General features: G+C 73.3%; 18 protein-coding genes and 1 pseudogene. 15 read left to right on the plus strand and 4 right to left on the minus strand.

All coding sequences use genetic code 11. The annotated features are described in order from the left end of the window. Nucleotides 1-27: 27 nt before the first annotated feature. The 5 genes from ACFVX6_RS05430 (at nucleotide 28) to ACFVX6_RS05450 (ending at nucleotide 4,121) form a co-directional block, all read left to right on the plus strand. Nucleotides 28-1,602, plus strand: a complete 1,575-nt coding sequence (locus tag ACFVX6_RS05430) for an ATP-dependent DNA ligase (protein ID WP_389688202.1) — start codon at nucleotides 28-30, stop codon at nucleotides 1,600-1,602. A gap of 63 nt (nucleotides 1,603-1,665) precedes the next feature. Continuing rightward, on the plus strand, nucleotides 1,666-2,334 hold the full coding sequence (locus tag ACFVX6_RS05435) for a helix-turn-helix domain-containing protein (protein ID WP_389688204.1): 669 nt from the start codon (nucleotides 1,666-1,668) through the stop codon (nucleotides 2,332-2,334). A 17-nt stretch (nucleotides 2,335-2,351) separates the two neighbouring features. Then, nucleotides 2,352-2,498, plus strand: coding sequence for a DUF6126 family protein (locus tag ACFVX6_RS05440; RefSeq protein WP_389688206.1), 147 nt, complete (start codon nucleotides 2,352-2,354; stop codon nucleotides 2,496-2,498). Nucleotides 2,499-2,562: 64 nt separating this feature from the next. Further along, complete coding sequence (locus tag ACFVX6_RS05445) at nucleotides 2,563-3,645, plus strand: dihydrodipicolinate reductase (RefSeq protein ID WP_389688208.1); 1,083 nt, start codon at nucleotides 2,563-2,565, stop codon at nucleotides 3,643-3,645. Then, nucleotides 3,642-4,121 carry a carboxymuconolactone decarboxylase family protein gene (locus ACFVX6_RS05450; protein ID WP_250738006.1) on the plus strand — a complete coding sequence of 160 codons (480 nt, stop codon included), beginning with the start codon at nucleotides 3,642-3,644 and terminating at the stop codon, nucleotides 4,119-4,121. Before ACFVX6_RS05445 ends, ACFVX6_RS05450 begins: the two co-directional genes overlap by 4 nt. Before the next feature lie 82 nt (nucleotides 4,122-4,203). Here the strand turns inward: ACFVX6_RS05450 and ACFVX6_RS05455 are convergent, their stop codons facing one another. Further along, nucleotides 4,204-5,859: a GMC oxidoreductase gene (locus ACFVX6_RS05455; RefSeq protein WP_389688210.1), complete on the minus strand. Its 1,656-nt coding sequence runs from the start codon at nucleotides 5,857-5,859 to the stop codon at nucleotides 4,204-4,206. A gap of 449 nt (nucleotides 5,860-6,308) precedes the next feature. After that, nucleotides 6,309-6,965, minus strand: coding sequence for a DUF6629 family protein (locus tag ACFVX6_RS05460; RefSeq protein ID WP_389688212.1), 657 nt, complete (start codon nucleotides 6,963-6,965; stop codon nucleotides 6,309-6,311). A gap of 138 nt (nucleotides 6,966-7,103) precedes the next feature. Between ACFVX6_RS05460 and ACFVX6_RS05465 the strand changes: the two genes are divergently transcribed. Beyond that, the gene (locus ACFVX6_RS05465; protein ID WP_389688214.1) at nucleotides 7,104-9,185 is read left to right on the plus strand and encodes a glycosyl hydrolase family 28-related protein; all 2,082 of its coding nucleotides are present in this window, start codon (nucleotides 7,104-7,106) and stop codon (nucleotides 9,183-9,185) included. 19 nt (nucleotides 9,186-9,204) lie between these two features. Here the strand turns inward: ACFVX6_RS05465 and ACFVX6_RS05470 are convergent, their stop codons facing one another. Continuing rightward, nucleotides 9,205-10,695, minus strand: a complete 1,491-nt coding sequence (locus ACFVX6_RS05470; protein WP_389688215.1) for an MFS transporter — start codon at nucleotides 10,693-10,695, stop codon at nucleotides 9,205-9,207. A 197-nt stretch (nucleotides 10,696-10,892) separates the two neighbouring features. Here ACFVX6_RS05470 and ACFVX6_RS05475 point away from each other — a divergent pair, with 197 nt between their 5' ends. After that, the gene (locus ACFVX6_RS05475; RefSeq protein ID WP_389688217.1) at nucleotides 10,893-14,462 is read left to right on the plus strand and encodes a S8 family serine peptidase; all 3,570 of its coding nucleotides are present in this window, start codon (nucleotides 10,893-10,895) and stop codon (nucleotides 14,460-14,462) included. Nucleotides 14,463-14,572: 110 nt separating this feature from the next. On the opposite strand, the gene ACFVX6_RS05480 is transcribed toward ACFVX6_RS05475, so the two are convergent. Then, nucleotides 14,573-15,358, minus strand: coding sequence for a serine/threonine-protein kinase (locus tag ACFVX6_RS05480; protein ID WP_389688219.1), 786 nt, complete (start codon nucleotides 15,356-15,358; stop codon nucleotides 14,573-14,575). A gap of 273 nt (nucleotides 15,359-15,631) precedes the next feature. Here ACFVX6_RS05480 and ACFVX6_RS05485 point away from each other — a divergent pair, with 273 nt between their 5' ends. From ACFVX6_RS05485 to ACFVX6_RS05520, 8 genes and pseudogenes are all read left to right on the plus strand, one after another. Continuing rightward, on the plus strand, nucleotides 15,632-16,795 hold the full coding sequence (locus ACFVX6_RS05485; RefSeq protein WP_389688221.1) for an agmatine/peptidylarginine deiminase: 1,164 nt from the start codon (nucleotides 15,632-15,634) through the stop codon (nucleotides 16,793-16,795). Between the two features lie 161 nt (nucleotides 16,796-16,956). Next, a pseudogene (locus tag ACFVX6_RS05490) lies at nucleotides 16,957-17,064 on the plus strand (DUF4436 family protein); the annotation flags it as partial. Between the two features lie 151 nt (nucleotides 17,065-17,215). Continuing rightward, nucleotides 17,216-17,419 carry a hypothetical protein gene (locus ACFVX6_RS05495; RefSeq protein ID WP_389688269.1) on the plus strand — a complete coding sequence of 68 codons (204 nt, stop codon included), beginning with the start codon at nucleotides 17,216-17,218 and terminating at the stop codon, nucleotides 17,417-17,419. A gap of 124 nt (nucleotides 17,420-17,543) precedes the next feature. Next, a complete protein-coding gene (locus ACFVX6_RS05500; RefSeq protein ID WP_389688223.1) occupies nucleotides 17,544-18,338 on the plus strand; it encodes a hypothetical protein in 795 nt (264 codons plus the stop codon). A gap of 40 nt (nucleotides 18,339-18,378) precedes the next feature. Continuing rightward, a complete protein-coding gene (locus ACFVX6_RS05505; protein WP_389688225.1) occupies nucleotides 18,379-18,966 on the plus strand; it encodes a protein phosphatase in 588 nt (195 codons plus the stop codon). Between the two features lie 192 nt (nucleotides 18,967-19,158). Next, nucleotides 19,159-20,409, plus strand: coding sequence for a cytochrome P450 (locus ACFVX6_RS05510; RefSeq protein WP_389688227.1), 1,251 nt, complete (start codon nucleotides 19,159-19,161; stop codon nucleotides 20,407-20,409). A 143-nt stretch (nucleotides 20,410-20,552) separates the two neighbouring features. Continuing rightward, a complete protein-coding gene (locus tag ACFVX6_RS05515; protein WP_389688229.1) occupies nucleotides 20,553-21,710 on the plus strand; it encodes a hypothetical protein in 1,158 nt (385 codons plus the stop codon). After that, nucleotides 21,707-21,991 carry a hypothetical protein gene (locus ACFVX6_RS05520; RefSeq protein WP_389688231.1) on the plus strand — a complete coding sequence of 95 codons (285 nt, stop codon included), beginning with the start codon at nucleotides 21,707-21,709 and terminating at the stop codon, nucleotides 21,989-21,991. The genes ACFVX6_RS05515 and ACFVX6_RS05520 overlap by 4 nt, the downstream gene beginning before the upstream one ends. The last annotated feature ends 34 nt before the right edge of the window (nucleotides 21,992-22,025 follow it).

Below are 22,025 nucleotides of genomic sequence, written 5' to 3' on the forward strand. Positions count from 1 at the left end.
CACGCCGAGCGGCGGGAGGATGGCCGCATGCTGCTGGCCGAGGTTGCGCGCGTGTCCCGGGAGGTCGCCGACACCTCCGCCAGGTCGGGGAAGACCGCCCTGCTCGCGGAGCTGTTCGCCGCCGCGCCCGCCGAGGAAGCGGCGCTGGTCGTCTCCTACCTCGCAGGGCGGCTCCCGCAGGGCCGCCCGGGGATCGGCTGGCGGGCGCTCGCCGGGGAGACCGAACCGGCCGCCGAACCCACCCTGACCGTGACCGCCGTCGACCAGGCCGTGACCCGGCTCGCCGCCGTTGCCGGGGCAGGCGCCCAGGCCGAACGCCGCCGGATCCTGGACGCGCTGCTCGGCGCCGCCACCGAGGCCGAGCAGCGGTTCCTGCGCAGCCTGCTCGGCGGGGAGGTGCGCCAGGGCGCGCTCGACGCCGTGGCCCTGGACGGGGTGGCCGCCGCGGCCGGGGTGCCCGCCGCCGCCCTGCGCCGGGCCGCGATGCTCGACGGCTCCCTGCCCCGGGTCGCGGCGGCCGTGCTCGCCGAGGGGGCGGCGGCCCTGCGCGAGGTCACCCTGCGCGTCGGGCAGCCCGTACAGCCGATGCTGGCGAACACGGCCAAGTCGGTGGCCGAGGCCCTGACCGTGCTCGGGCCGTGTGCGGTGGAGGAGAAGCTCGACGGGATCCGGGTGCAGGTCCACCGCGAGGGGGACGACGTACGGGTGTACACGCGCTCCCTCGACGAGATCACCGGCCGGCTGCCGGAAGTGGCCGAGCTGGCCCGGTCCTTTCCGGGGGACCGGTTCATCCTCGACGGGGAGGTCATCGGACGCTCCGCGGCGGACGGGCGCCCGGTGCCGTTCCAGGAGGTGGCGAGCCGGGTCGGCTCCCGCGCCGACGTCGAGGCCGCCCGGCGGACCCTTCCGGTCGTCCCCTACTTCTTCGACGTGCTGGTGGCGGGGGACCGCGTGCTCCTCGACCTGCCGGTGCGCGAACGGTACGAGGCGCTCACCGCCCTGGTACCGGAGGAGTTCCGGGTCGGCCGGCTCGTGGTCGAGGACCCGGCGGCGCAGGCGGCCGAGGCGGAGGAGTTCTGGGCGCGGACCCTGGGCCGGGGGCACGAGGGCGTGATGCTCAAGGCCCTCGACTCCGTCTACGCGGCCGGCCGACGCGGCAAGCACTGGCTCAAGGTGAAACCGGTGCACACCCTCGACCTGGTGGTGCTCGCCGTCGAACGGGGCCACGGTCGGCGCACCGGCCTCCTGTCCAATCTGCACCTGGGCGCCCGGACCGCCGACGGCGGCTACGCGATGCTCGGCAAGACCTTCAAGGGACTGACCGACGCGATGCTGCGCTGGCAGACCGAGCGGCTCGGCGAACTCGCGGTCGAGGACGACGGCCACACGGTCCGGGTGCGCCCCGAACTGGTGGTGGAGATCGCCTACGACGGCCTGCAGCGCTCCCCGCGCTACCCGGCCGGGGTCGCCCTGCGGTTCGCGCGCGTCCTGCGCCACCGCCCCGACAAGCGGGCGCAGGACGCGGACACGGTGGAGACGGTGCTCGGCGGCCCCACCGGACCCGGACCCGCTGGAGGGTCCGGACCCGGCGACGCCCCGTAAGGCGGATTTACCTCAGAGGCAAAGCGGATTGCCAGGCAGGTAAGTATCTGGCTCAATCGGGGCATGACAACCGGTCCTGCCCCCGGCCCCGACGAAGCGGCCGACCCAGCCCCCGGCGCCACCGCCCCCGAAGCCGAGCTGCCCACCGTGGCCCCGCAGCTGCGCGATCTGCGCCGCCGGGCCGGGCTCACCCTGGAGGCCGCCGCCTCCCGGGCCCGGCTCTCGCCGGCGCACCTGTCGCGGCTGGAGACCGGCCGCCGCCAGCCCTCGCTGCCGCTGCTGCTCGGGCTCGCCCGCACGTACGGTACGACGGTCTCGGAGCTGCTCGGGGAGACCCCGGCCGTAGCCGATCCCATCGTACGGGCCGGCGGTCCGGGCGCCCGCGAGGCGGACGGCTGGACGTACTGGCAGGCCGGCGGCTCCGGCCGCGGGATGCAGGCGCTGCGCGTGCACGTCCCCTACGGCCGCAGCCAGGGCGAGCTGGTCCGCGTACATCCCGGGGAGGAGTGGCTGTACGTGCTGCAGGGGCGGCTGCGGCTTCACCTGGGGGAGACCGAGTACCTGCTGGAGCCCGGGGACAGCGCCCACTTCGACTCGCTCACCGCGCACCGGATCGGCGCGGCCGGGGCCGCCGGGGCGGAGCTGCTGTTCGTCCACACGCTGCTGCAGAGCAGCCTCGCCGGCCTGTGCCTCGGCGGCGGCACCGGCACGATCACCACACACCACCGATAGGCGAGGAGCCGTACGCCATGTCCGATTCGCAGGACACGCAGCACGTGCAGCAGTCGAAGTTCCCGCGCGGTCTCATCATCCGACTCATCGCCTATTTGTTCGTAGGCCACTTGTTCGCGTTCTTCGTTTACCTGCTCTTCGTGCTGGGTGCGCAAAACCAGTGACAGCGGGCCGGAATTTCCGTACACGGCTCTAGGAACCTACAGGTCCTGAAGCTACCCTCCGCGCATGATTTCCACGGTTGTCTGGGGTACCGGCAACGTCGGCCGTTTGGCCATCCGTGCCGTAGAGGCCCATCCGGCGCTGAAGTTGGCCGCCGTCATCGTCCACAATCCAGAAAAGGTCGGCCGCGACGCCGGTGAACTCGGCGAACTCGACTACGAGACGGGCGCCCTGGCCACCGACGACATCGAGGCGGTCCTCGCGGCCCGTCCGCAGGCGGTCGTCTACGCGGCGTCCGGCGACATCCGCCCCGACGACGCGCTCGCCGACATCACGCGGGCGATCCGCTCCGGTGCCGTCGTCGTGAGCCCCGCCCTCTATCCGCTCTACGACTACCGCAGCGCCCCACCGGAGTTCCTCGATCCGGTGACCGCGGCGGTCGCGGAGGGCGGCGGTTCGCTCTTCGCCTCCGGCGTCGACCCCGGCTGGGGCAACGACGTGCTCCCGCTGCTGCTCAGCGGGCTCGGCACCCGGATCGACGTCATCCGCTGCCAGGAGATCTTCGACTACTCCACCTACGACCAGCCGGACTCCGTCCGCCACCTCATCGGCATGGGCCAGCCCATGGACTACGAGCCGATGATGCTCATGCCGTCCATCCCGACCATGGTGTGGGGCGGCCAGATCCGGATGATGGCCCGGGCACTGGGCGTCGAACTCGACGACATACGCGAGACCGTGGAGCGCCGCGCCCTCGACACGACCGTCACCACGCGCACGATGGGGGAGTTCGAGGGAGGCACCCAGGGCGCCATCCGCTTCGAGGTGCAGGGGATCGTCGAGGGCGAACCCCGCATCGTCATCGAGCACGTCACCCGCATCCACGCCTCCTGCGCCCCCGACTGGCCGACCCCGCCCGACGGCGGCGACGGCGCCCACCGGGTGATCATCGAGGGCCGCCCGCACATCGAGGTCACCATCGAGGCCACCGACGAGGGCGAGAACCGTTCCGCCGGAGGCAACGCCACCGCCGTCGGGCGCCTCGTCGGAGCCATCGACTGGCTGGTGGAGGCCGAACCGGGGCTCTACGACGCCCTGGACGTCCCCCTGCGCCCCGCCGTCGGCAAACTCGGAAGGAAACTGTCATGAGGATCGACATACCCGAAGGCCAGCACCCCATCGAGTACGTGTGGGGCGATCTGGTCCCCGGCATCGGGATGGCCGCCGCCAACTTCTCCCTGTCGGTGTACGCCCACACCACCCTGGGGCTCCGGGAGTTCGAGGCGGCACGGCTGCGCGTCGCGCAGATCAACGGCTGCATCTTCTGCCTGGACTGGCGCACCGACCGGGACGGGGAGAAGGTCGAGGACGAGTTCCCCGAGGCCGTCACCGAGTGGCGCACCACGGACCGCTTCGACGAGCGCACCCGGCTCGCGGCGGAGTACGCGGAGCGGTACTGCCTGGACCACCACGGCCTGGACGAGGAGTTCTGGGAGCGGATGACGGCCCGCTACAGCCAGGTGGAGATCGTGGAGCTGACGATGAGCATCGGCTCCTGGCTGGCCTTCGGCCGGCTCAACCACGTGCTCGGCCTCGACAGCGTCTGCGTGCTGCCGGGTCACTGAGCGCGGAGCGCGTGCGGTGCGCACACGGGTCCGGGGCCGTCGGAGAATCCGACGGCCCCGGCCTTCGTGCTGTCCGCCGCCCTTACAGGTCGGTGGCGATGATCTTCTCGATGTTGCGCTCGGCGAGCGCCGTGATGGTGACGAACGGGTTGACGCTGGTGTTGCCGGGGATCAGCGCGCCGTCGATGACGTACAGGCCGGTGTAGCCGTGCAGACGGCCGTAGTTGTCGGTGGCCTTGTCCAGGACCGCGCCACCGAGGGGGTGGTAGGTGAGGTGGTCGCCCCAGATCTTGTTGGTGCCGAAGAGGTCGGTCCGGTAGATCGTCCCCTCCTTCGAGTTGATCTTGTCGAAGATGGTCTTCGCCATGGCGATGGACGGCGCCTTCCACGCCGTCTGCCAGTTCAGCTGGACCCCGCCCGTCGAGGCGTTGTACGTGAACTCCGCTCGGTTCGGGTTCTTCGTGATGGACAAGTAGAACGAGGCGTACGTCTCGATGCCGGTCGGCAGCGGCGCCACCTCGGCGAACGCGCCGCCCGCGTCCCAGTTGTCGATGCCGCCGCAGGGGATGGAGGCCTGCACCTTGCCGGTGGCGTCCCACATGTGGTTGGCCCGGCCGCACATGACGTTGCCGTTGTCGCCCCAGCCCTTGCCGATCTCGTTGTTCAGGTTGGGCAGGGCGCCGGTGGCCTTGAGCCGGACGAGCAGCTTGCTGGTGCCGACGCTGCCGGCCGCGAAGAACACCTTGTCCGCGACGACGGTCTTGGTGCCGACGGTGTCGCCGGTGGTGTTGATCTGGTCGATGACGACCGTGTACCCGCCGCCGGAGGCCGGGGAGACCGAAGTCACCTTGTGCAGGGGCGAGATGGTGACCTTGCCGGTGGCCTTGGCCTGGGCGATGTAGGTCTGCTGGAGGGACTTCTTGCCGGCGTTGTTGCCGTAGAGGATCTCACCGGCGACGGCGGACTTGGGGACGGTCCCCGCCGCTTCCTTCTCCATGTAGTCCCAGTCGTACACGTCCGGGACGAAGACGAAGGGGAACCCGGCCCGCTGGGCGTGCTTGCGGCCCACGCGGGAGAACTGGTAACAGTCGACGCTTTCGAACCAGGCCGGGTCGATCAGGCTGACGCCGAGACCCGCGTTGGCGCGCGGGTAGTAGGTGTCGTACATCTCGTCCGCGTTCACGGTCGGCAGGACGGCGCCGAAGTTCGCGCGCTTCGGGGTGACCGCCATGCCGCCGTTGACCAGCGAGCCGCCGCCGACGCCGCGGCCCTGGTAGACGATGATCCCGCCCATCTCCTCGGCGTCCAGGATGCCGGTGTAGCGCGGGACGTTCTTGTCGATGGGGAAGCCCAGGAAGTTGCTCAGCGGCGCCTTGGTCTTGGTGCGGAGCCAGTACGCGCGGTAGTCCGGGGTGGTCGTGTTGCAGAAGATCTTGCCGTCCGAGCCGGGGGTGTCCCAGGCCATGCCCATTTCGATCATGTGGACGTCGACGCCGGCCTGGGCGAGCCGGAGGGCGGCGACGGAACCGCCGTACCCGGTACCGATCACGAGGGCCGGTACGTGCGCTCCGTTGTCGATCGGGCCGGCGGCGGCCGCGCCGGCCGTGGCGGCCTGGGCCTGGGACGGGGCGATCTGACCCGCAAGGGCCATTGCTCCCAGGATGGAACCCGTTCTACCGAGAAATCCTCGACGGGAGACGCCGTTCTGGTTCGTTTTGTGCAGGCCTTTGTCGCTCATGTGAGCTTCCTCACTCTAGGCGGAATGAGAACGAGTTCTACTGCCGAGTGCTTGCGAAGTCACTAGATACGTCAAGGCGTCTTTCGTCGGCGGCAGCCGTGGGCGGTGTCGGTTCGCGGCCCGCGGGAGGGCGTTGAAAGTCCCATCGGACGCTGGGAACGACCACCCGCTGTGCATGGCCGGTGATCCCGCAGTGACGGAAACGGTCGCGAGGAGGGCCCCGCGGCCGAGGTGTGTCCGCTCGAATCCACCACGTCAGAAGTCGAACGCGTTACGGGATGCCCCGCCGCCCCGGGGTGGCGGGGTCCTCGGTGCACCCCGCCACTCCGTCGTGGCTGCATCCCGCGGGCTCCGAGGCCGAAAAGCGACAAACCGCAAGGTGGGCCCGTGATCGGCACGCGAATCTTTTTACCTTCGGAAGGTGCCCCTGTTCCGCGCCCTGGCCGGTGTTACAGGTTCGGCGCACCCCGCCGGGAGCCCTCGCGTACAGAAGGGGAACGCGCGCGGTCGCCGGTCCAGACCAGGATCAGCGCCGAGGCGGCCGCCGCGAAGGCGCACCAGGTGGAGGCGAACTCCAGCCTCCACAGTGCGGCGCAGACGAGGGCCCCGGCCGCCAGGAGGGAGCCGAGGCGGCGCAGCCGGCGGTCTCCCGAGAGGAGCAGGGCGCCGAGCGTGGCGAACAGATAGCCCGCCAGGGCCAGGGGGATCCACGGAACATTCACGCCGTAGCCGAGGGCGTGGCCGCGGACCTCGGCGCTCACGGGGCGGGTTGCCAGGCAGTACGCGAGGTACGCGCCGGTGGCGAGGCCGGCGGCTACCGGCAGGCGCAGTCGGGGCCTGAGCTCGGGCGCGGCGGCGAGCAGTACCCCGAGCGGCACCCATACGGGCAGCAGCGGGAGGGCGATCACCGCCCAGGCGGTGGTGGCCGGGCCGCAGCCGCCGCCGGAGCGCCAGACGGCGGCCTCGATCAGCTGGTGCGCGCCCAGGATCAGCGGGAGCGCCGCGACGGGCAGGTCCCGGGCGCGCCGGGTCCGGGCCAGGCAGGCGATCCCGGCGGCGGTGATCACCGTGCCCGCCGTCAGATCGGCCGTCGCGCTCCAGCACATGGGGGCCCTCCCGATCCCACGGTAGGCCGAGGCGTGGACGTCTGCCACACCACGGATCATTGGAAAAACTCGACAGGATAAAGAAGGATCCTGCATGACTCTTGCCGTGTTTCCGTGCGGGGTCCTACTGTCCCGGCCATGCCCCCAAGAAGAGCCGCAAGCTTCGCCGTAAGAGCAGCCGCAAGCCGAGCCGCAGCCGGCGCAGCAAACAGAAGAGTCGCCCCCGCCCGCGTCCTCCCCGCACGGGCCGCCGCCGTCCTGGCGGCGCTCACCGCGTCCGCCCTGGGCCTCGGCGCCCTCGGCGCGGGCGCGGCCGAGGCCCGGCCCGCCGCCGCGGACCCCACGGTGCCCACGGCCGTCACCCGGGCCGCCCTCGACCCCGCACTGGCCGAGGGCCGCGGCGCCCGGGTGGACTTCGCCGAGCAGGAGGCGGAGAACGCCGCCACCTCCGGCACGCTCATCGGCCCCGACCGCACCGCGTACTCCCTGCCCGCCGAAGCTTCCGGCCGCAAGGCGGTGAAGCTGGCGCCGGGCCAGTACGTGGAGTTCACCCTGCCCGCGGCGGCCGACGCCGTCACCGTCCGCTACAGCCTCCCCGACGCCCCCGCCGGCGGCGGCATCACCGCCCCGCTCGACGTCACCGTCAACGGCAAGAACCGCCGCTCGATGACGCTGACCTCCCAGTACTCCTGGCTGTACAACCAGTACCCCTTCAGCAACGACCCGCAGGCCGGCCTCCTGCACCCCGACTGGTGGATCACCGAGTGCGGCTGCGTCCCGGCGGCCACCACCCCGGCCCCGGTCATCGCCAAGCCCTTCCGCCCCACCCACATGTACGACGAGCAGCGCCTGCTCCTGGGCCGCACCTACCGGGCGGGCGACAAGGTCCGGCTCACCGTCCCGGCCGGGAGCCCCGCCGCCTGGACGGTGATCGACCTGCTCGACTCGCAGCGCGTCGGAGCCCCGCACGTGGAGGCGGCCGCCGCCAACGCCCTCCTCTTCGGCGCCGATCCGACGGGCCGCCGCGACTCCGCCGACGCCATCGACCGGGCCATCGCCTTCGCCAAGCGCCACCGGCTCCCGGTCTACCTGCCGCCGGGCACCTACCAGGTCAACCGCCACATCATCGTGGACGGGGTCACCGTCACCGGCGCCGGCAGCTGGTACACCACCGTCAAGGGCAAGGGCGTCGGCTTCTACGGCAAGGAGGCCGCGGACGGCGGCAGCCGGGGCGTCCACCTCTCCCGCTTCGCCATCGAGGGCGACGTCCGCGAACGCGTGGACACCGACCAGGTCAACGGAGTCGGCGGCGCGATGAGCGACTCCACCATCGACTCCCTCTACATCCACCACACCAAGGTCGGCCTCTGGTTCGACGGCCCGATGAGCAACGTGAAGGTCACCCGCAACGTCATCACCGACCAGATCGCCGACGGCCTGAACTTCCACACCGGAGTCACCGACTCCCTCGTCCAGGACAACTTCGTCCGCAACACGGGCGACGACGGCCTCGCCATGTGGGCGGAGAAGACCACGAACGCCCGCAACACCTTCGACCACAACACCGTGCAGAGCCCCACGCTGGCCAACGGCATCGCGATCTACGGCGGCACCGACACCACCGTCACGGCCAACCTCGTGGCCGACCCGGTCCGCGAGGGCAGCGCCCTGCACGTCGGCTCCCGCTTCGGAGCCGAACCCTTCACCGGCAGCCTGCGGATCGACGGCAACACCACCGTGCGCTCCGGCACGTACGAACTGAACTGGAACATCGGGCTCGGCGCGATCTGGTTCTACGCCCTGGACCGCAGCATCGACCGGGCCGACATCCAGGTCGCCGGGAACTCCTTCCTCGACAGCACCTACAACGCGATCATGCTGGTCAGCGACTGGCCGGTGAAGGACAAGGTCCGCATCGAGAACGTCCGCTTCAAGGACGTCCGCGTCGACGGCACGGGCACCTCCGTGGTCAGCGCACGCGCGGCCGGCTCGGCGAGCTTCGAGAACGTCGACGCACGTAACGTCGGGGCCGTCGGCGTCAACAACTGCGGCTCCTTCAACTTCCCGGCCACCGGCTCGGAGTTCACCCTCGTCGACCGCGGCGGCAACGACGGCGGCGGCACCACGGGCCCCTGGCTGGCCGGCTGGGAACTGCCCAACACCATCACCTGCGACGATCGCCCGCCGGTCGTCGCCCCGCCGGCGCCTAGCCCCTGGTAGGGCCGGCCCGCCCAAGGGGTCACCGCGCCGCCGCTCCCGGGGGTTCGAGCGGCGGAGCGGTCACCGCGCAGTTCGTACGGCACTGCGGGTGACAGGCCCCGGGCGCGGGGGAGCGTACGGTCGCCCAGGCCACGGCGGCCCCGACCACCAGCACCCCCGCGCACCAGAACATCGACCGCCCGAAGGCCGCGTCGAAGGCCCCGGCCGAGAGGTACGCGTCCGGCCCCATCCCGGCCAGCAGCGGTAGCGCGGCCACCGCGAGGAGCCCGGCGGCGCGCGCGGCCGCGTTGTTGATGCCGCTGGCCAGCCCCGCCCGGCCGGGGTCCACCGAGGACAGGACGGTCGCCGTCAGCGGCGCCACCAGGGCCGCCATGCCCAGGCCCATCACGAGCAGCGCCGGCAGGACGTCCCCTACGTACGAGGCCTCCGGGCCCACCCGCAGCATCAGCAGCATCCCCGCCGCGCACAGCAGCGGCCCCACGGTCAGCGGGATCCGCGGGCCGATCCGCTCCCCGAGCTGCGCCGACCGGGCCGACAGCAGCAGCATCAGGGCCGTGGTGGGCAGCAGGGCGGCTCCGGCGCCCAGGGCGGAGTAGCCGGACACCACCTGGAGCTGGAGCACCACGAGGAAGAAGAACCCGCCGAAGGCCGCGTACACGCACAGGGTGACCAGGTTGACGGCGGTGAACCGGCGCGAGGAGAAGATGTCCGGGGGCACCATCGGATCGGCCCGCCGCCGCTCGACCAGCACGAACACCCCGGCCAGCAGTACGCCGCCCACGGCGGCGCCCGCCACCAGCGCGGTGCCCGACCGGGCCTCGATGAGCGCGTAGGTCATCAGTGCGAGCGAGGCCGCCCCGAGCACCGCTCCGGCCACGTCGAACCGCCCGTGCGCCGCCGGATCCCGAGATTCCGGTACGTGCCGCAGCGCGACCGGGACACAGAGCGCGGCCACCGGCACGTTCAGCAGGAACACCCAGCGCCAGCCCGGCCCGTCCACCAGCCAGCCGCCCAGGAACGGCCCCACGGCGGCGCCCACCCCGCCGAACCCCGACCACAGCCCCACCGCGCGGGCCCGGTCGTCGGGATGGATCGATCCCTGGATCAAGGCGAGGGAACCGGGCGTCAGCAACGCCCCGCCGACCCCCTGCAGGGCGCGGGCGGCGATGAGCACCCCTGCGTTCGGTGCGATCCCGCACAGCAGGGAACCCACCGCGAACCACACCACCCCGAGCACGAAGATCCGGCGACGCCCGAACCGGTCCCCGAGCGCCCCACCGACCAGGATCAGGCCCGCGAGGGTCAGCAGGTAGGCGTTGACCGTCCACTGGAGCACCGCGAGATCGGCGCCGAGATCCCGCCCGATGGCGGGCAGGGCCACATTGACCACGGTCGAGTCGAGCAGCGCCATGGCGGACCCGAGCACGGTGGTCAGCACGATCCACCGGCCCTGCGCGGTGCCGAGCCGCACCCCGGGGGAGGGAGCGGGGGACGGGGCGGGGGCGGTCATTCCCCCAGGCTGGCCCGCGCGGCCCGGAACGGCCACCCGGCCGATCGCGGTCCGGTGGCGGGGCCGGTGGCCGTCCGGTGGCGGTACGGCTCATTAGGCACCCTTGTACGGGTCATGACATCTCCCGCACCATGGCCCGCGCACGTCACGCACACCCTTTCCGCACGTTCTGCACACGGCGTACGAGGAGACCACACGTGGCACCAAGCTCCCGAGCACGATTACGACCCCTGCGCGCAGGGCTCGCCGCCCTCACCGCGGCCCTGCTCCTGCCCCTCGGCGCGGGCGTGGCCGCGGCCGCCCCCGATCCGGCCCCCACCCCGGGCGCGGCCGAGCGCAAGATCGAGCCGAGTCTCCGGGCCCGGCTCGACGGCTCCGCCAAGGCCGTCTTCTGGGTCTACCTCGACAGCGCCGCCGACCTCACCGCCGCGGCCGCGCAGCCGACCCGGGCCGCGAAGGCCGCGACGGTGCTGCGGCTCAAGAAGGAGCAGGCCGCACGCAGCCAGACCGAGGTGATCAAGGCTCTGGAGGGCACGCAGGCCGAGTACACCTCGTACTGGATCGTCAACGCGGTCCGCGTCGTCGGTACCGAGAAGCTCGCCACCGCCCTGGCCCAGCGCCCCGAGGTCGCCCGGATCGACGCCGACGACCAGATCGCCCTGGCGAAGCCCGCGGAGGGCGCCCGGGAGAAGACGGCGGCCGACGCCGTCGAGTGGAACGTCGACCGGATCAAGGCGCCGCAGGTCTGGGACCAGCTCGGCGTGCGCGGTGAGGGCATCGTCGTCGCCAACATCGACAGCGGAGTGGACCACACCCACCCGGCCGTGGCCAACCAGTACCGCGGCCGGGCCGCGGACGGCACCTACGACCACAACTACAACTGGTTCGACCCGGCGGGAGTCTGCGCCACCGCGGCCCCCTGCGACAACAACGACCACGGCACCCACACCATGGGGACGATGGTCGGTGACGACGGCGGCGCCAACAAGATCGGCGTGGCCCCCGGAGCCAAGTGGATCGCGGCCAAGGGCTGCGAGTCCAACTCCTGCTCCGAGGCCTCGCTGCTCGCCGCCGGCCAGTGGATCGTCGCCCCGACCGACCTCAACGGCCAGAACCCGCGCCCCGACCTGGCCCCGCACATCGTCAACAACTCCTGGGGCGGCCCCGGCGGAGACACCTGGTACCAGCAGATCGTGGACACCTGGCGGGCCGCCGGCATCTTCCCGGCCTTCTCCAACGGCAACTCCGGACCCGGCTGCGCCACCAGCGGATCGCCCGGCGACTACGCGAGCTCCTACAGCTCCGGCGCCTTCGACATCAACGGCGCCGTCGCCTCCTTCTCCTCGCGCGGCGCCGGCCCCGGCGGGATCCTCAAGCCGAACATCGCGGCTCCCGGCGTGAACGTGCGCTCCTCCGTCCCCGGCGGCGCGTACGAGTCCTTCTCCGGCACCTCCATGGCTTCGCCGCACACCGCCGCGGCCGTGGCACTGCTCTGGTCGGCCGCCCCCGCCCTCGAAGGCGACATCGCGCAGACCGAAGCACTGCTGGACGGCACTGCGCTGGACACCGACAGTGCCCAGTGCGGCGGCACCGCCGCCGACAACAACGTCTTCGGCGAGGGCAAGCTCGACGCGCTCGCCGCCGTCACCGCCGCGCCGCGCGGAGCCCTCGGCGCGCTCGCCGGCACCGTCCGCTCCGGCGGACAGCCCGTCGCCGGGGTGAAGGTCGCCGCCGACGGCCCGATCGACCGTACGACGACCACCGCGGCCGACGGCACGTACCGCTTCCCCACCCTGTCCGTGGGCTCGTACGCCGTCACCGCCTCGAAGTTCGGCTACGGACAGCAGGGCGCGACCGTGGCGGTGACCGAGAACGCCACCGCCACCGGCGACATCGACCTCGTCCAGGCGGACTCCGGGAAGCTCACCGGCACCGTCGCCTCGGCCGCGGGCCCGCTCGCCGGCGCCGCGGTGACCGTCGCCGACACCCCGGTGACCGCGACCACCGACGCCCAGGGCCGCTTCGAGGTCACCCTGCCGCACGGCACCTACACCGTGAACGCCACCCACTCCTCCCGCTGCCTCACCGCCGGCGCGGCCGCGGTCACCGTCGCCGGAGACACCACCGTCGCGGTGAACCTGCCCGAGCGCACCGACGGCTACGGCTACGCCTGCACCGCCTCGAACGGCAGCCCGTACCAGCCTGGCGACCGCCGGCTCGCACTGACCGGCGACAACACCACCGAGCGCGTCGACCTGCCCTTCCCGCTGCCGCTGTACGGCAAGACGTACGGGCAGGCCTGGATCGGCACGAACGGCACCGTCAGCTTCGGCGGCAACAACACCGGGGACGTCAACGGGGACATCCCGAGCGCGGCCACGCTCAACGCGGCGCTGTACCCCTTCTGGGACGACCTGGTCGTCGGCGCCGACGGCAGCGGGTCCGGAGTCTTCACCGCGGTCACCGGCTCCGCACCGCACCGCAGTTACGTCATCGAATGGCGCGAGGTGTCGCACTGGTCGGCGCAGTCCGAGAAGTTCTCCTTCTCGGCGGCGATCGGCGAGGACGGCACCGTCCGGTACTCCTACCAAGGGACCGGCGGCGCCGGCATCAAGGGCGGCTCCACCGCCACGGTCGGCGTGGAGAACGCCACCGGCACCGACGCCTACCGGTACTCCTTCAACACGCCCGTGATCACCGACGGCCTGTCCGTCTCCTTCCGCACCACCAAGAGCGGCGTGGTGGCGGGCCGGGTGCTCGACGCGAACGACGGCAACGGGGTCGCCGGAGCCACCGTGACCATCGGCACGGGCGCCACCGCGGTCTCCGCCACCACGGCGGCCGACGGCGGGTACGTGGTCCAGAGTCCCTCGGGGGCACGGGAACTCGCCCTGACCGCCGCCCAGTACGAGCCGGTGGCGGCCACCGTGGACGTCAAGGCGGCCGACGTCACCCAGGTGACCCGGTCCCTGCGCACCGGCAAGGCGACCCCGTCGAAGGCGGCGGTGGAGATCGTCCTGCCGCCCGGCCAGAAGCGGACGCGGACCCTCGACCTCACCAACCCCGGTCTCGGTACGGCCTTCACGGCGGCCGAGGACGCGGCCTGGCTGACGGTGACCCCGGGCTCCGGGGACCTCCCGACGGGCGGGAAGGCCCCGCTCACCCTGTCCGTGGACACCACGGGCCTGACCCCGGGCACCGTCCTCACGGCCGACCTGAAGATCACCTCGGCCAGCGGCCGGACCCCGGTGCTCACCGTCCCCGTCAAGCTCGTCGTCCCGCGCTACCAGGTCGCCCTGGACGCGGGCTCCACGGGCGCGAGCACGGACTCGCTGGGCGACGGCTGGTCCCCGGACCGCAAGTACACGGCGGGCTCGTACGGCTACCAGGGCAACGCCTCGTCGCAGTCCACCAGCCGTACGATCGCGGGCACGGACGACCAGAAGCTCTTCCGCAACGCCCGCGAGGGCATGTACGAATACCGCTTCGACAACGTCCCCAACGGCACCTACACCGTGGAACTGGGCTTCGCGGAGCTCTCCTCCACCAAGCCGAACAAGCGCGTCTTCGACGTCCTGGCGGAGGGCGCCCAGGTACTGCCCTCGCTGGACATCGCCCTGGAGGCGGGCTCCTACACGGCCCTGACCCGCACCTACACGGTCACGGTCACGGACGGCACCCTGAACGTCCGCTTCGTCACCCACACCGGCTTCGGCAAACCCCTGCTGAACTCCCTGCGCGTGACGGACCGCCCCGACAAGACCTGACCTCCGACAAGACCTGACGCCGGCAAGACCTGATCTCCGGCGACAGCGCAACGGGCGGGGTGCCTCAGGGCGCCCCGCCCTTCGCCGTGACGCCTCGGCGGCTCTGGGCATCAGCTCCGGCGGTACTGGTCCACCAGGATCGTGACGGAGCCGTCGGCCGGGGCCTCGGCCAGTCTCGCGATCGTGAGGGATGCGGGAGTGACGCCCGCCGGGCCCGGATGCGCGGGGGCCGTCCTGGTGGCCTGGAACGGCGCAGGGGCGGCCCGAGCGGTGTCGCCCCCGCCTCCGCCCCCGAGCTCCTCCCGGACCTGCCGGGGCAACCAGCCGCCGGTGAACTCCGGCTGCCCGCACACCAGGGGGTGCGCCCGCACGGAGGCGATCAGTTCGGCCGGCTGCGGACGGTCCTCGGGACGCTTCGCGAGGCACCACGAGACGAGCCCGTACAGCTCGTGCGGCACCCGGGTGAGGTCGGGATGCTCGTGGACGACCCGATAGAGGGCGCTGGACTCCGGGCCGTTCCCGAAGGGTGCGACCCCGCAGGCGACGTACGCGGCCAGTGTCCCGAGCGCGAAGACGTCGGTCGCCGGCGTCGCCGGAGGGCCGAGGGCCTGCTCGGGCGCCATGAGCGCCGCCGTGCCGATCCGCAGCCCCGTACCGGTGAGCGCGGCGGCGTCGGCCGCGCGGGCGATGCCGAAGTCGATCACCCGGGGGCCGTCCCCCGCGAGCAGGACGTTGGCCGGTTTCAGGTCGCGGTGGACGACGCCCGCCCCGTGGATGGCCTGGAGCGCCTCGGCTATGCCCGCGAGCAGCAGTAGGACCGTGCGGGCCGGCAGTGGCCGTGCCGCCGTACGACCTCGTGCAGCGAGGGACCGGACACGTACGCGGTGGCGAGCCACGGCGTGGGGTCCTCGACCCCGGAGTTGATGCGGGGCGAGATGCCCTGCGATGCGGCAGGGGCCTGCGCGCATTCGTGCCATGAATTGACTGAATTTTCAGTCAGTGCCAGAGTGGCGACACGTGCCCGCACCATCCGCTCGGCGTGACGGCCCTTCGCGGACCGAGGGCGCACCCTTGTCTCGGGGGCCCGGGACCGTCGGCCCGTGCCGTGCCTCCCGCGCCCGTCCCGGCCGGATGCAGTCGTCCCGCCGGCCCTCGATCGGAGTCCTCCCGTGCCCCACCTGCCCCCCGCGCGCCGGACCGCCCTCCGCACCTTCGCCGGGCTCGGCGCCCTCGCCTTCGGGGCCGCCGCCTGCGGCCCCTCGCAGAGCGCCCCGCGCTCCCAGGCCCCCGAGGGCTCCACTCAGCCGTCCCCCGCCGGCGCCAAGCGCCGGCTCGGCGCCGAGTGGGAGAGCCACACCCGCACCTTCATGGCCTGGCCCGCCCTGGACGCGGTCTGGATGGAGGACCTGCGCTCCGTGCGCGAGGACATCGCGCGGATCGCCCGGGCCGTCGGGGGGTACGAGGAGGTCGTCATGATGGCCCGGCCCGAGCAGGTGGCCGCGGCGCAGAAGGCCTGCGGTTCCGAGGTCGAGGTGATCCCGCCGGCCGTGGACGACCTGTGGGCCCGCGACACCGTTCCCGTCTTCGTCGAGGAGGAGGGCAAGGTCGTCGGAGTCGACTTCAACTTCAACGGCTGGGGCAACAAGCAGGAGCACAAGAACGACGGCCAGGTCGGGCGCCTCCTGCTCCAGAAGTACGGGATCCCCCGGGTCCAGGCTCCGCTGGTGGCCGAAGGCGGCTCCTTCGAGACGGACGGCGAGGGCACCCTGCTGATCACCGAGAGCTCGATCGTCAACGACAACCGCAACCGCGGAAAGAGTCGGGACCAGATCGAGGCCGAGCTCAAGCAGACCCTCGGCGTCGAGACGGTGGTCTGGCTGGCCGGCGTGCGCGGCGAGGACATCACCGACGCCCACGTGGACAGCCTCGTACGGTTCACCGCCCCCGGCGTCGTCCTGCTGGACCGCGCCCACCCGAACACCCCGAAGGACTCCTGGTCCCGCTCGGCCGACCAGGCGAAGGCGGTCCTGTCGAAGGCCACGGACGCCCGCGGCCGGAAGTTCGAGATCATCGACCTGCCGCAGCCCGACCTGGACAAGATCACGGGCGAGGGCGACGACTTCGTGTCGACCTACGCCAACTTCTACGTGGCCAACGACTCCGTCTTCATGCCGAAGTTCGGAGACCGCCAGGCCGACGACCGGGCCCGCGGCATCCTGCAGGAGCACTTTCCCAAGCGGGACGTCGTCCCCGTCGCGATCGACACGATCGCCTCGGGCGGCGGCGGCATCCACTGCTCGACCCACGATCAGCCCGGCAGGCCCGCCGCGTGAGCGCAGTGCGGCGCCGCCCGTCCGGGTGGCGCTTCCCGCTGCTCCCGGGTCTGCTCCTGCTGGCGATCGTGGCGGCGGTCGGCGTGGGGGCCTGACTGCAGTTCGGCGAACGCCAGGCCCAGGACACCGTCCACACCGCGGGACGGGCCGATCCGGACCGGGTGGACGTCGAGGCGACGATCCAGCGCGTCGACGCCGCCGGACGCGAACTGGTGCTGCGGGTCCTGGTCAGGCCCCGCGGGGCGCTGGCCGAGGCCGGCGGGATCGCACCGGCCGGCGACCTCACCCTCCAGACCTCGCCGGCCACCCGCGGCGACCTGACCTTTCAGGGCCCACCAGCGCATCTCCACCCTGGACGTGCCGGTGGCCCTGACGGGCGGCTCCATCACGGACTACCCCTTCGACGCCTAAGGGGCGGACGTGGAGTTCGCGGCCGTACTGGGCCACGAGAAGGTTCCGGTGCGGGTCCTGTTCTCCAACAACGACGTGCTCTTCTCGTCCACGGTGGATGCCTCGACGCTCTGGGCGGAGATCCTCATCGCGTTCTGCCTGATCACCGTGGTCGTCACGGGCATCCGCGCGGAGCCGCCGGCGGACGGGGCGGACGCGGTGGGCGGGGCCTGAACCGGCGTACGGGTCGCCGCCGGCGGCGGTACCGGGCTGGCCGCGGGGGCATTCGGGTGGCCCGCCGCGGCCGGACCGCGCGACGCGCCGGGCAGGTGCGGAGGGCGCCGTACCGTGGCTGACCATGACGCTCCAGAGCGACCAGGCCGGACAGGCCGACCAGGCCGACCAGACCGGACAGGCCGAGCAGTGCGGGCAGCGCGAGCCGGTCGCTCAGCACGCTCCGGGCAGCGGCGTCGACCGGATCGCGGCACTCGTACGGGACGCGGACCCCGGGGCCGGCTGGGCCGTCGGTGGCGCGGACGGTCCGGACGCGGTGGTGGAGGCCGGGGAGCGGGACGCCGTCCCGGATCTCGGCGGGCTGGCGGGCGTTCTGGTCGTCTGGCCCGTCATCGGGATGCTCGTGGACGCGGGGGAGCTGGCCCTGCACACCCCGCTCACCGCCTACGGGGCGGGCGACGGCCTGCCCGCCGGAACCACCGCGCACCATCTGCTCACCCACGGCTCCGGGGTGTCGCCCGCGCTCACCGGGCTCGCCGAGCGGCTGTGCGGCAGCCCCCTGGCAGGGTACGCCGCCGAGCGGATCTGGGGCCCGCTCGGCATGACCGGCACGGGGTTCGCGGCCGACGGGACTCTGCGCGCGCCCGCAGCCGACCTCGGCCGGTTCCTGAGTCACCTCCTCGCCCCGGCGGGCGGACCCGTCAGCGGGGCCTGGACCGCGCAGTCGCTGCGCATCCGCACCGGCGAACTCCTGCCCGCCCGGGGCCTCCTCTGGCACCCCGGCGCGCACGGATCCTGGTCCCACGGCGACGGCCCGGCCCTGTGGATCTCCCCGCGCGGGCGGCGCTGGGCGGCCCTGCTCCCCACCACCCCGTCGGCCCCGCTCCGTACTGCCTTCCGCGAAGCGGTGTTCGCCTGAACTCCCCTCCAGTGCAACGCTGTTGTATCTTCGGAGTTCGATGAAGGAGACCCGTCAGAGGGACCGTGAGGTACCCGATCCGCAGAGCCCCTGGGACGAGATCACCCCCGGCCTGTGGATGGGCGGCCACTACTGGACCGACCCGGCAGGGGAGCCGCGCCCGGTCGTCGTCGGAGCCGAGTTCGACCTCGTCATCAGCCTCTTCACCCGGCCGGGCCACGGCCCCGACCCTCGTGTGGAACACCTGGTCGGCGAGATGCCCGACGCCCCGCTCACGGGCGCGCAGCTGCACACCGTCCTCCGGCTCGCCGGCGCCGCCCGACAGGCCCTCGACTCCGGACGGCGGATCCTGGTGCGCTGCCATTCCGGCTACAACCGCTCCGGCCTGGTCGTCGCCCAGTGCCTCGTGGACGGCGGCCTCGCGCCGGCCGCCGCCATAGGCCTCGTCCGCCTCGGACGCTCCCCCTGGGCCCTGTCCAACGAGACCTTCACGGACTACCTCGCCGCCGGTCCGGAGGTCGCCGCATTGCTCGTCGACCTCGATCCCGTTTCCGGGCTTGATTCCGGCCCCGCCTCCGGCCTGGATCGCGGTCCCGATCCCGAACCGGACGCGCCGTCCCGCCCGTAGCCCGCCCGTGGGCCTCCCGTACCCCCCTCGTGGTCCTCGGAGCGCGGACCCGGGACGGTCGACGTACGGTGAGCGCGAGATCACCGACCGTCGAATCGACTCCAGGCTGCGCGGAGGTACACCAATGCGTACGGCTCACGAGACCGCCCGCGATGCGCGCACGCCACCGGCCCCGGCCGCGGAGGCACCCGTATGACGGCGCGGGCGGGGCGCGGCGAGAGCGCCCGGTTCGCCGCCGCCCACACCCTGCCCGCACTGGTACGGGGCTTCGTGAGCGCCCGCCCCCGTGCGGCGCGCGGGCACGTAGGGCCGGACCGGCCCCGCTGGTCCGCCGCCACCCTGCGGGCGCTGCGCGAACGGCACGGCGGGGCGCCCGTGCTCGTACGGGGGCTGACCGGCACCGTCCTGCTCATCCTCGATCCGCAGGACATCCGGCAGTTCTACGCCGAACCCGTCGGCCCCCTCGGCCGGCCCCCCGCAGGCGCGGACGGCTGCGCCCACGCCGGGCTCCGCGCCGAGCGGCGGGCGGTCGACGACTCCGTGCTCGCCGCGGGGCTGACCGTGCACCCCTCGTGCGCGGCGTTCCTCTCGGTCCTCACCGACGAGGCCCGGCGCCTGACGGCCGGCGGCTCCCTCGAACTCGCCCGCGTCCGGCACTCCGTGGCCCGCGCGGCCCGCCGCATCGTCCTCGGCGACGCGGCCGTCGAGGACACGGAACTCGGCCGCCGGCTCGGGCGTTTCCACGAGAGGGCCGGCGCGCGCATCGCCGCGTACGCCCACCTCGCGGAGCCGCACACCCTCATCGGGCGGGCCCGCCGCCACGCGGACCCCCTCGGCGATCCGGACCGGGCCGGGCTCGACCCGGTCGGGCAGGTCCGCCAGTGGCTGGCGGCCTTCGACCTCGTCCCCGGCGTCCTGCTGCGCACCCTGCTTCTCCTCGGCGCGCACCCGGCCGAACAGGACGCCGTGGCCGCAGAGGCCCGGGCCGCCGGATGGGTGCAGGGCGCCGCCCAGGGGGCGCTGCCCCGGCTGCGGGCCTGCGTCCGGGAATCGCTGCGCCTCTATCCGGCCGTGCCCGACCTGATACGGATCACCCGGGCCGAGACCGAATGGCGGGGCGTGCGGCATCCCGCCGGGACCTGCGTGGTGCTGCCCGTGCTGTTCCACCAGCGCGACCCCGCACACGTGCCCGCCGCGCACGTCTTCGTCCCCGGCCGGTGGGCCTCGCGCGAAGCGGACCATGACGTCCGGATGGCCCCGTTCAGCCATGCCGCCGGACGCTGCCCCGGTGAACAGCTCGGGCTGCTGGTCACCGCGGCGCTCTGCGCGGAGGTGCTGCGCGGACACCGGGTCCGGCCCGTCCGGCCCGTGCTCGACCCCCTCGGCCCGCTCCCCGCGGCCCTGGACCCGCAGGGCATCCGCCTGCGCCTGACCCGCCGCTGACCCCACCGCCGGCCCTGCCCGCACCCCGGCGGCGCAACGGCCTCCGGCCCGCTCGCCCGGCTTGCCCGCCCTGCCTGTCTCACGCCCGACCTGTTCGTCCCGCCCCGTCCTGCCCGACGTTCATCCGACCCGACGAGGAATCCATGTCCGACGCCGCGACCCCCGGGACCTCCGCGACCTCCGCGCCCACCGACCCGGACGCCGATCAACTGGGCGCCCTGTGCCGGGAGCTGGCCGAGGCGGCCGACGCCGTCGGCGAAGCCGCCCGCTACGTCTCCCGGCTCGCCCTCAGCTCCCGGCTGCCGGTCACCGCGCTGGGCCTCGGCAGCCGACGCCGCGCGGCCTGGCGTACGCTGCTGCGCGCCCTCACCGACCCGAACGGACTCGGCTGGGCCGCCCGGGGGCGGGGCGTGGCGCGGGCCGGGTGGCTCGCGGGGGTCTTCACCGGCCGGGAAAGCCTCGCCGTCAGCCTCGCGGTGTGCGGCCTCAAGGGCCGGATCCGGGCCGAGAGCACCCGTAACCCGGCGAGGTCGGCCGACCCGGCCGCCGCCGAGGTCTTCCTCGCGGTGGAAGAGGACCGGCAGGCGGACGCCGCCCGGGCGTTCCGCGAGCTCGTGCGCCGACGCGGCGAGGGGCCCGCCTTCGCGCTGCTGAACCCCTCCTTCGCCGACATCCTGGCCTGGAACGCGCTGACCGACGACAACCCGTTCAACGACCACGCCGGTTGGCAGGTCGCCACCGGCAGGGCCGTGGCCGCCGAGCCGCTCCTCGGGATCGGCGCCGCCCTGCGGGCCTTCTTCGACCGGGGACCCGCCTGCTCCGAGCAGGGGAGCCGCATCCTCGCCGAACTGGACACCACCGGCACCCCGGCCGGGTACCGGGGCAATGCCGACCGGATCGGCGGATCCCCGGGCGCGGTCCTGCTCCAGCAGGTCGTCGGCCCGGACGGGGTCGAGCGGTGCGTACTCCAACTCGCCGGACCACCACAGGAGTCAGGCAGCGCGGACGACCCGTACGAGGAGCCGGCCGGGCACGTCCGGGACGTGGCCGCGACCGTACGCCGCCTCGTGGCCTCCGGGACCGAACTCGCCCTGCTCGGCCACGGTCCGGGCGCCCGGACGGCCGGACGGCTCGCCGGAAGCCGGGAGTTCACCAGCGTCTACCGGGTCACCTGGGTGGGCTCGGGCCCCGAGCCGGGTCCGGCGGCTGCCCTCGCCGCCTTCGGGGGCCGGGTCACCGGAAGCCACCTCGTGCGGCTGCCCGGCCACCCCGACGTCTACGTCCCGGGGCGGCCCGAATGACGGACACCGCCGGGCCCGCGCCCCGGTCCGAGACACGCCCGGCCCCGGCCGAGGGCCTGCGCGCCCACTCGGCCGCCCTGCGTTCGCACGCCGAGCGGCTGCGCCGCGCCGCCGGAGACCTGCGCTGGCAGGGCCCGGGGGGCGACGCCTTCCGGGCCGAGGTGGAGTCCCTGGCCGACCGCTGCGCCACCGCGGCGGGCGGCTTCGACCTGGCGGCGGCCCAACTGGCCCGCCCCGGGTCCCGGGAGGGGACGCGGGGCAGGCACCGGCGGACCGGCTGACCGGAAGCCGACGCGGATCCGGCGGGCTTGCGGC

The organism is Streptomyces sp. NPDC058289 (assembly GCF_042880975.1).
In the GTDB taxonomy this organism is placed as follows: Bacteria; Actinomycetota; Actinomycetes; order Streptomycetales; family Streptomycetaceae; genus Streptomyces; species Streptomyces stoeckheimensis.

Bases quoted from the DNA above. Each gene is read 5' to 3' on its own strand.
- ACFVX6_RS05430 (WP_389688202.1), top strand. From the start codon at position 28: ATGCTGCTGGCCGAGGTTGCGCGCGTGTCCCGGGAGGTCGCCGACACC.
- ACFVX6_RS05435 (WP_389688204.1), top strand. From the start codon at position 1,666: ATGACAACCGGTCCTGCCCCCGGCCCCGACGAAGCGGCCGACCCAGCC.
- ACFVX6_RS05440 (WP_389688206.1), top strand. From the start codon at position 2,352: ATGTCCGATTCGCAGGACACGCAGCACGTGCAGCAGTCGAAGTTCCCG.
- ACFVX6_RS05445 (WP_389688208.1), top strand. From the start codon at position 2,563: ATGATTTCCACGGTTGTCTGGGGTACCGGCAACGTCGGCCGTTTGGCC.
- ACFVX6_RS05450 (WP_250738006.1), top strand. From the start codon at position 3,642: ATGAGGATCGACATACCCGAAGGCCAGCACCCCATCGAGTACGTGTGG.
- ACFVX6_RS05455 (WP_389688210.1), bottom strand. From the start codon at position 5,859: ATGAGCGACAAAGGCCTGCACAAAACGAACCAGAACGGCGTCTCCCGT.
- ACFVX6_RS05460 (WP_389688212.1), bottom strand. From the start codon at position 6,965: ATGTGCTGGAGCGCGACGGCCGATCTGACGGCGGGCACGGTGATCACC.
- ACFVX6_RS05465 (WP_389688214.1), top strand. From the start codon at position 7,104: ATGCCCCCAAGAAGAGCCGCAAGCTTCGCCGTAAGAGCAGCCGCAAGC.
- ACFVX6_RS05470 (WP_389688215.1), bottom strand. From the start codon at position 10,695: ATGACCGCCCCCGCCCCGTCCCCCGCTCCCTCCCCCGGGGTGCGGCTC.
- ACFVX6_RS05500 (WP_389688223.1), top strand. From the start codon at position 17,544: ATGACGCTCCAGAGCGACCAGGCCGGACAGGCCGACCAGGCCGACCAG.
- ACFVX6_RS05505 (WP_389688225.1), top strand. From the start codon at position 18,379: ATGAAGGAGACCCGTCAGAGGGACCGTGAGGTACCCGATCCGCAGAGC.
- ACFVX6_RS05510 (WP_389688227.1), top strand. From the start codon at position 19,159: ATGACGGCGCGGGCGGGGCGCGGCGAGAGCGCCCGGTTCGCCGCCGCC.
- ACFVX6_RS05515 (WP_389688229.1), top strand. From the start codon at position 20,553: ATGTCCGACGCCGCGACCCCCGGGACCTCCGCGACCTCCGCGCCCACC.
- ACFVX6_RS05520 (WP_389688231.1), top strand. From the start codon at position 21,707: ATGACGGACACCGCCGGGCCCGCGCCCCGGTCCGAGACACGCCCGGCC.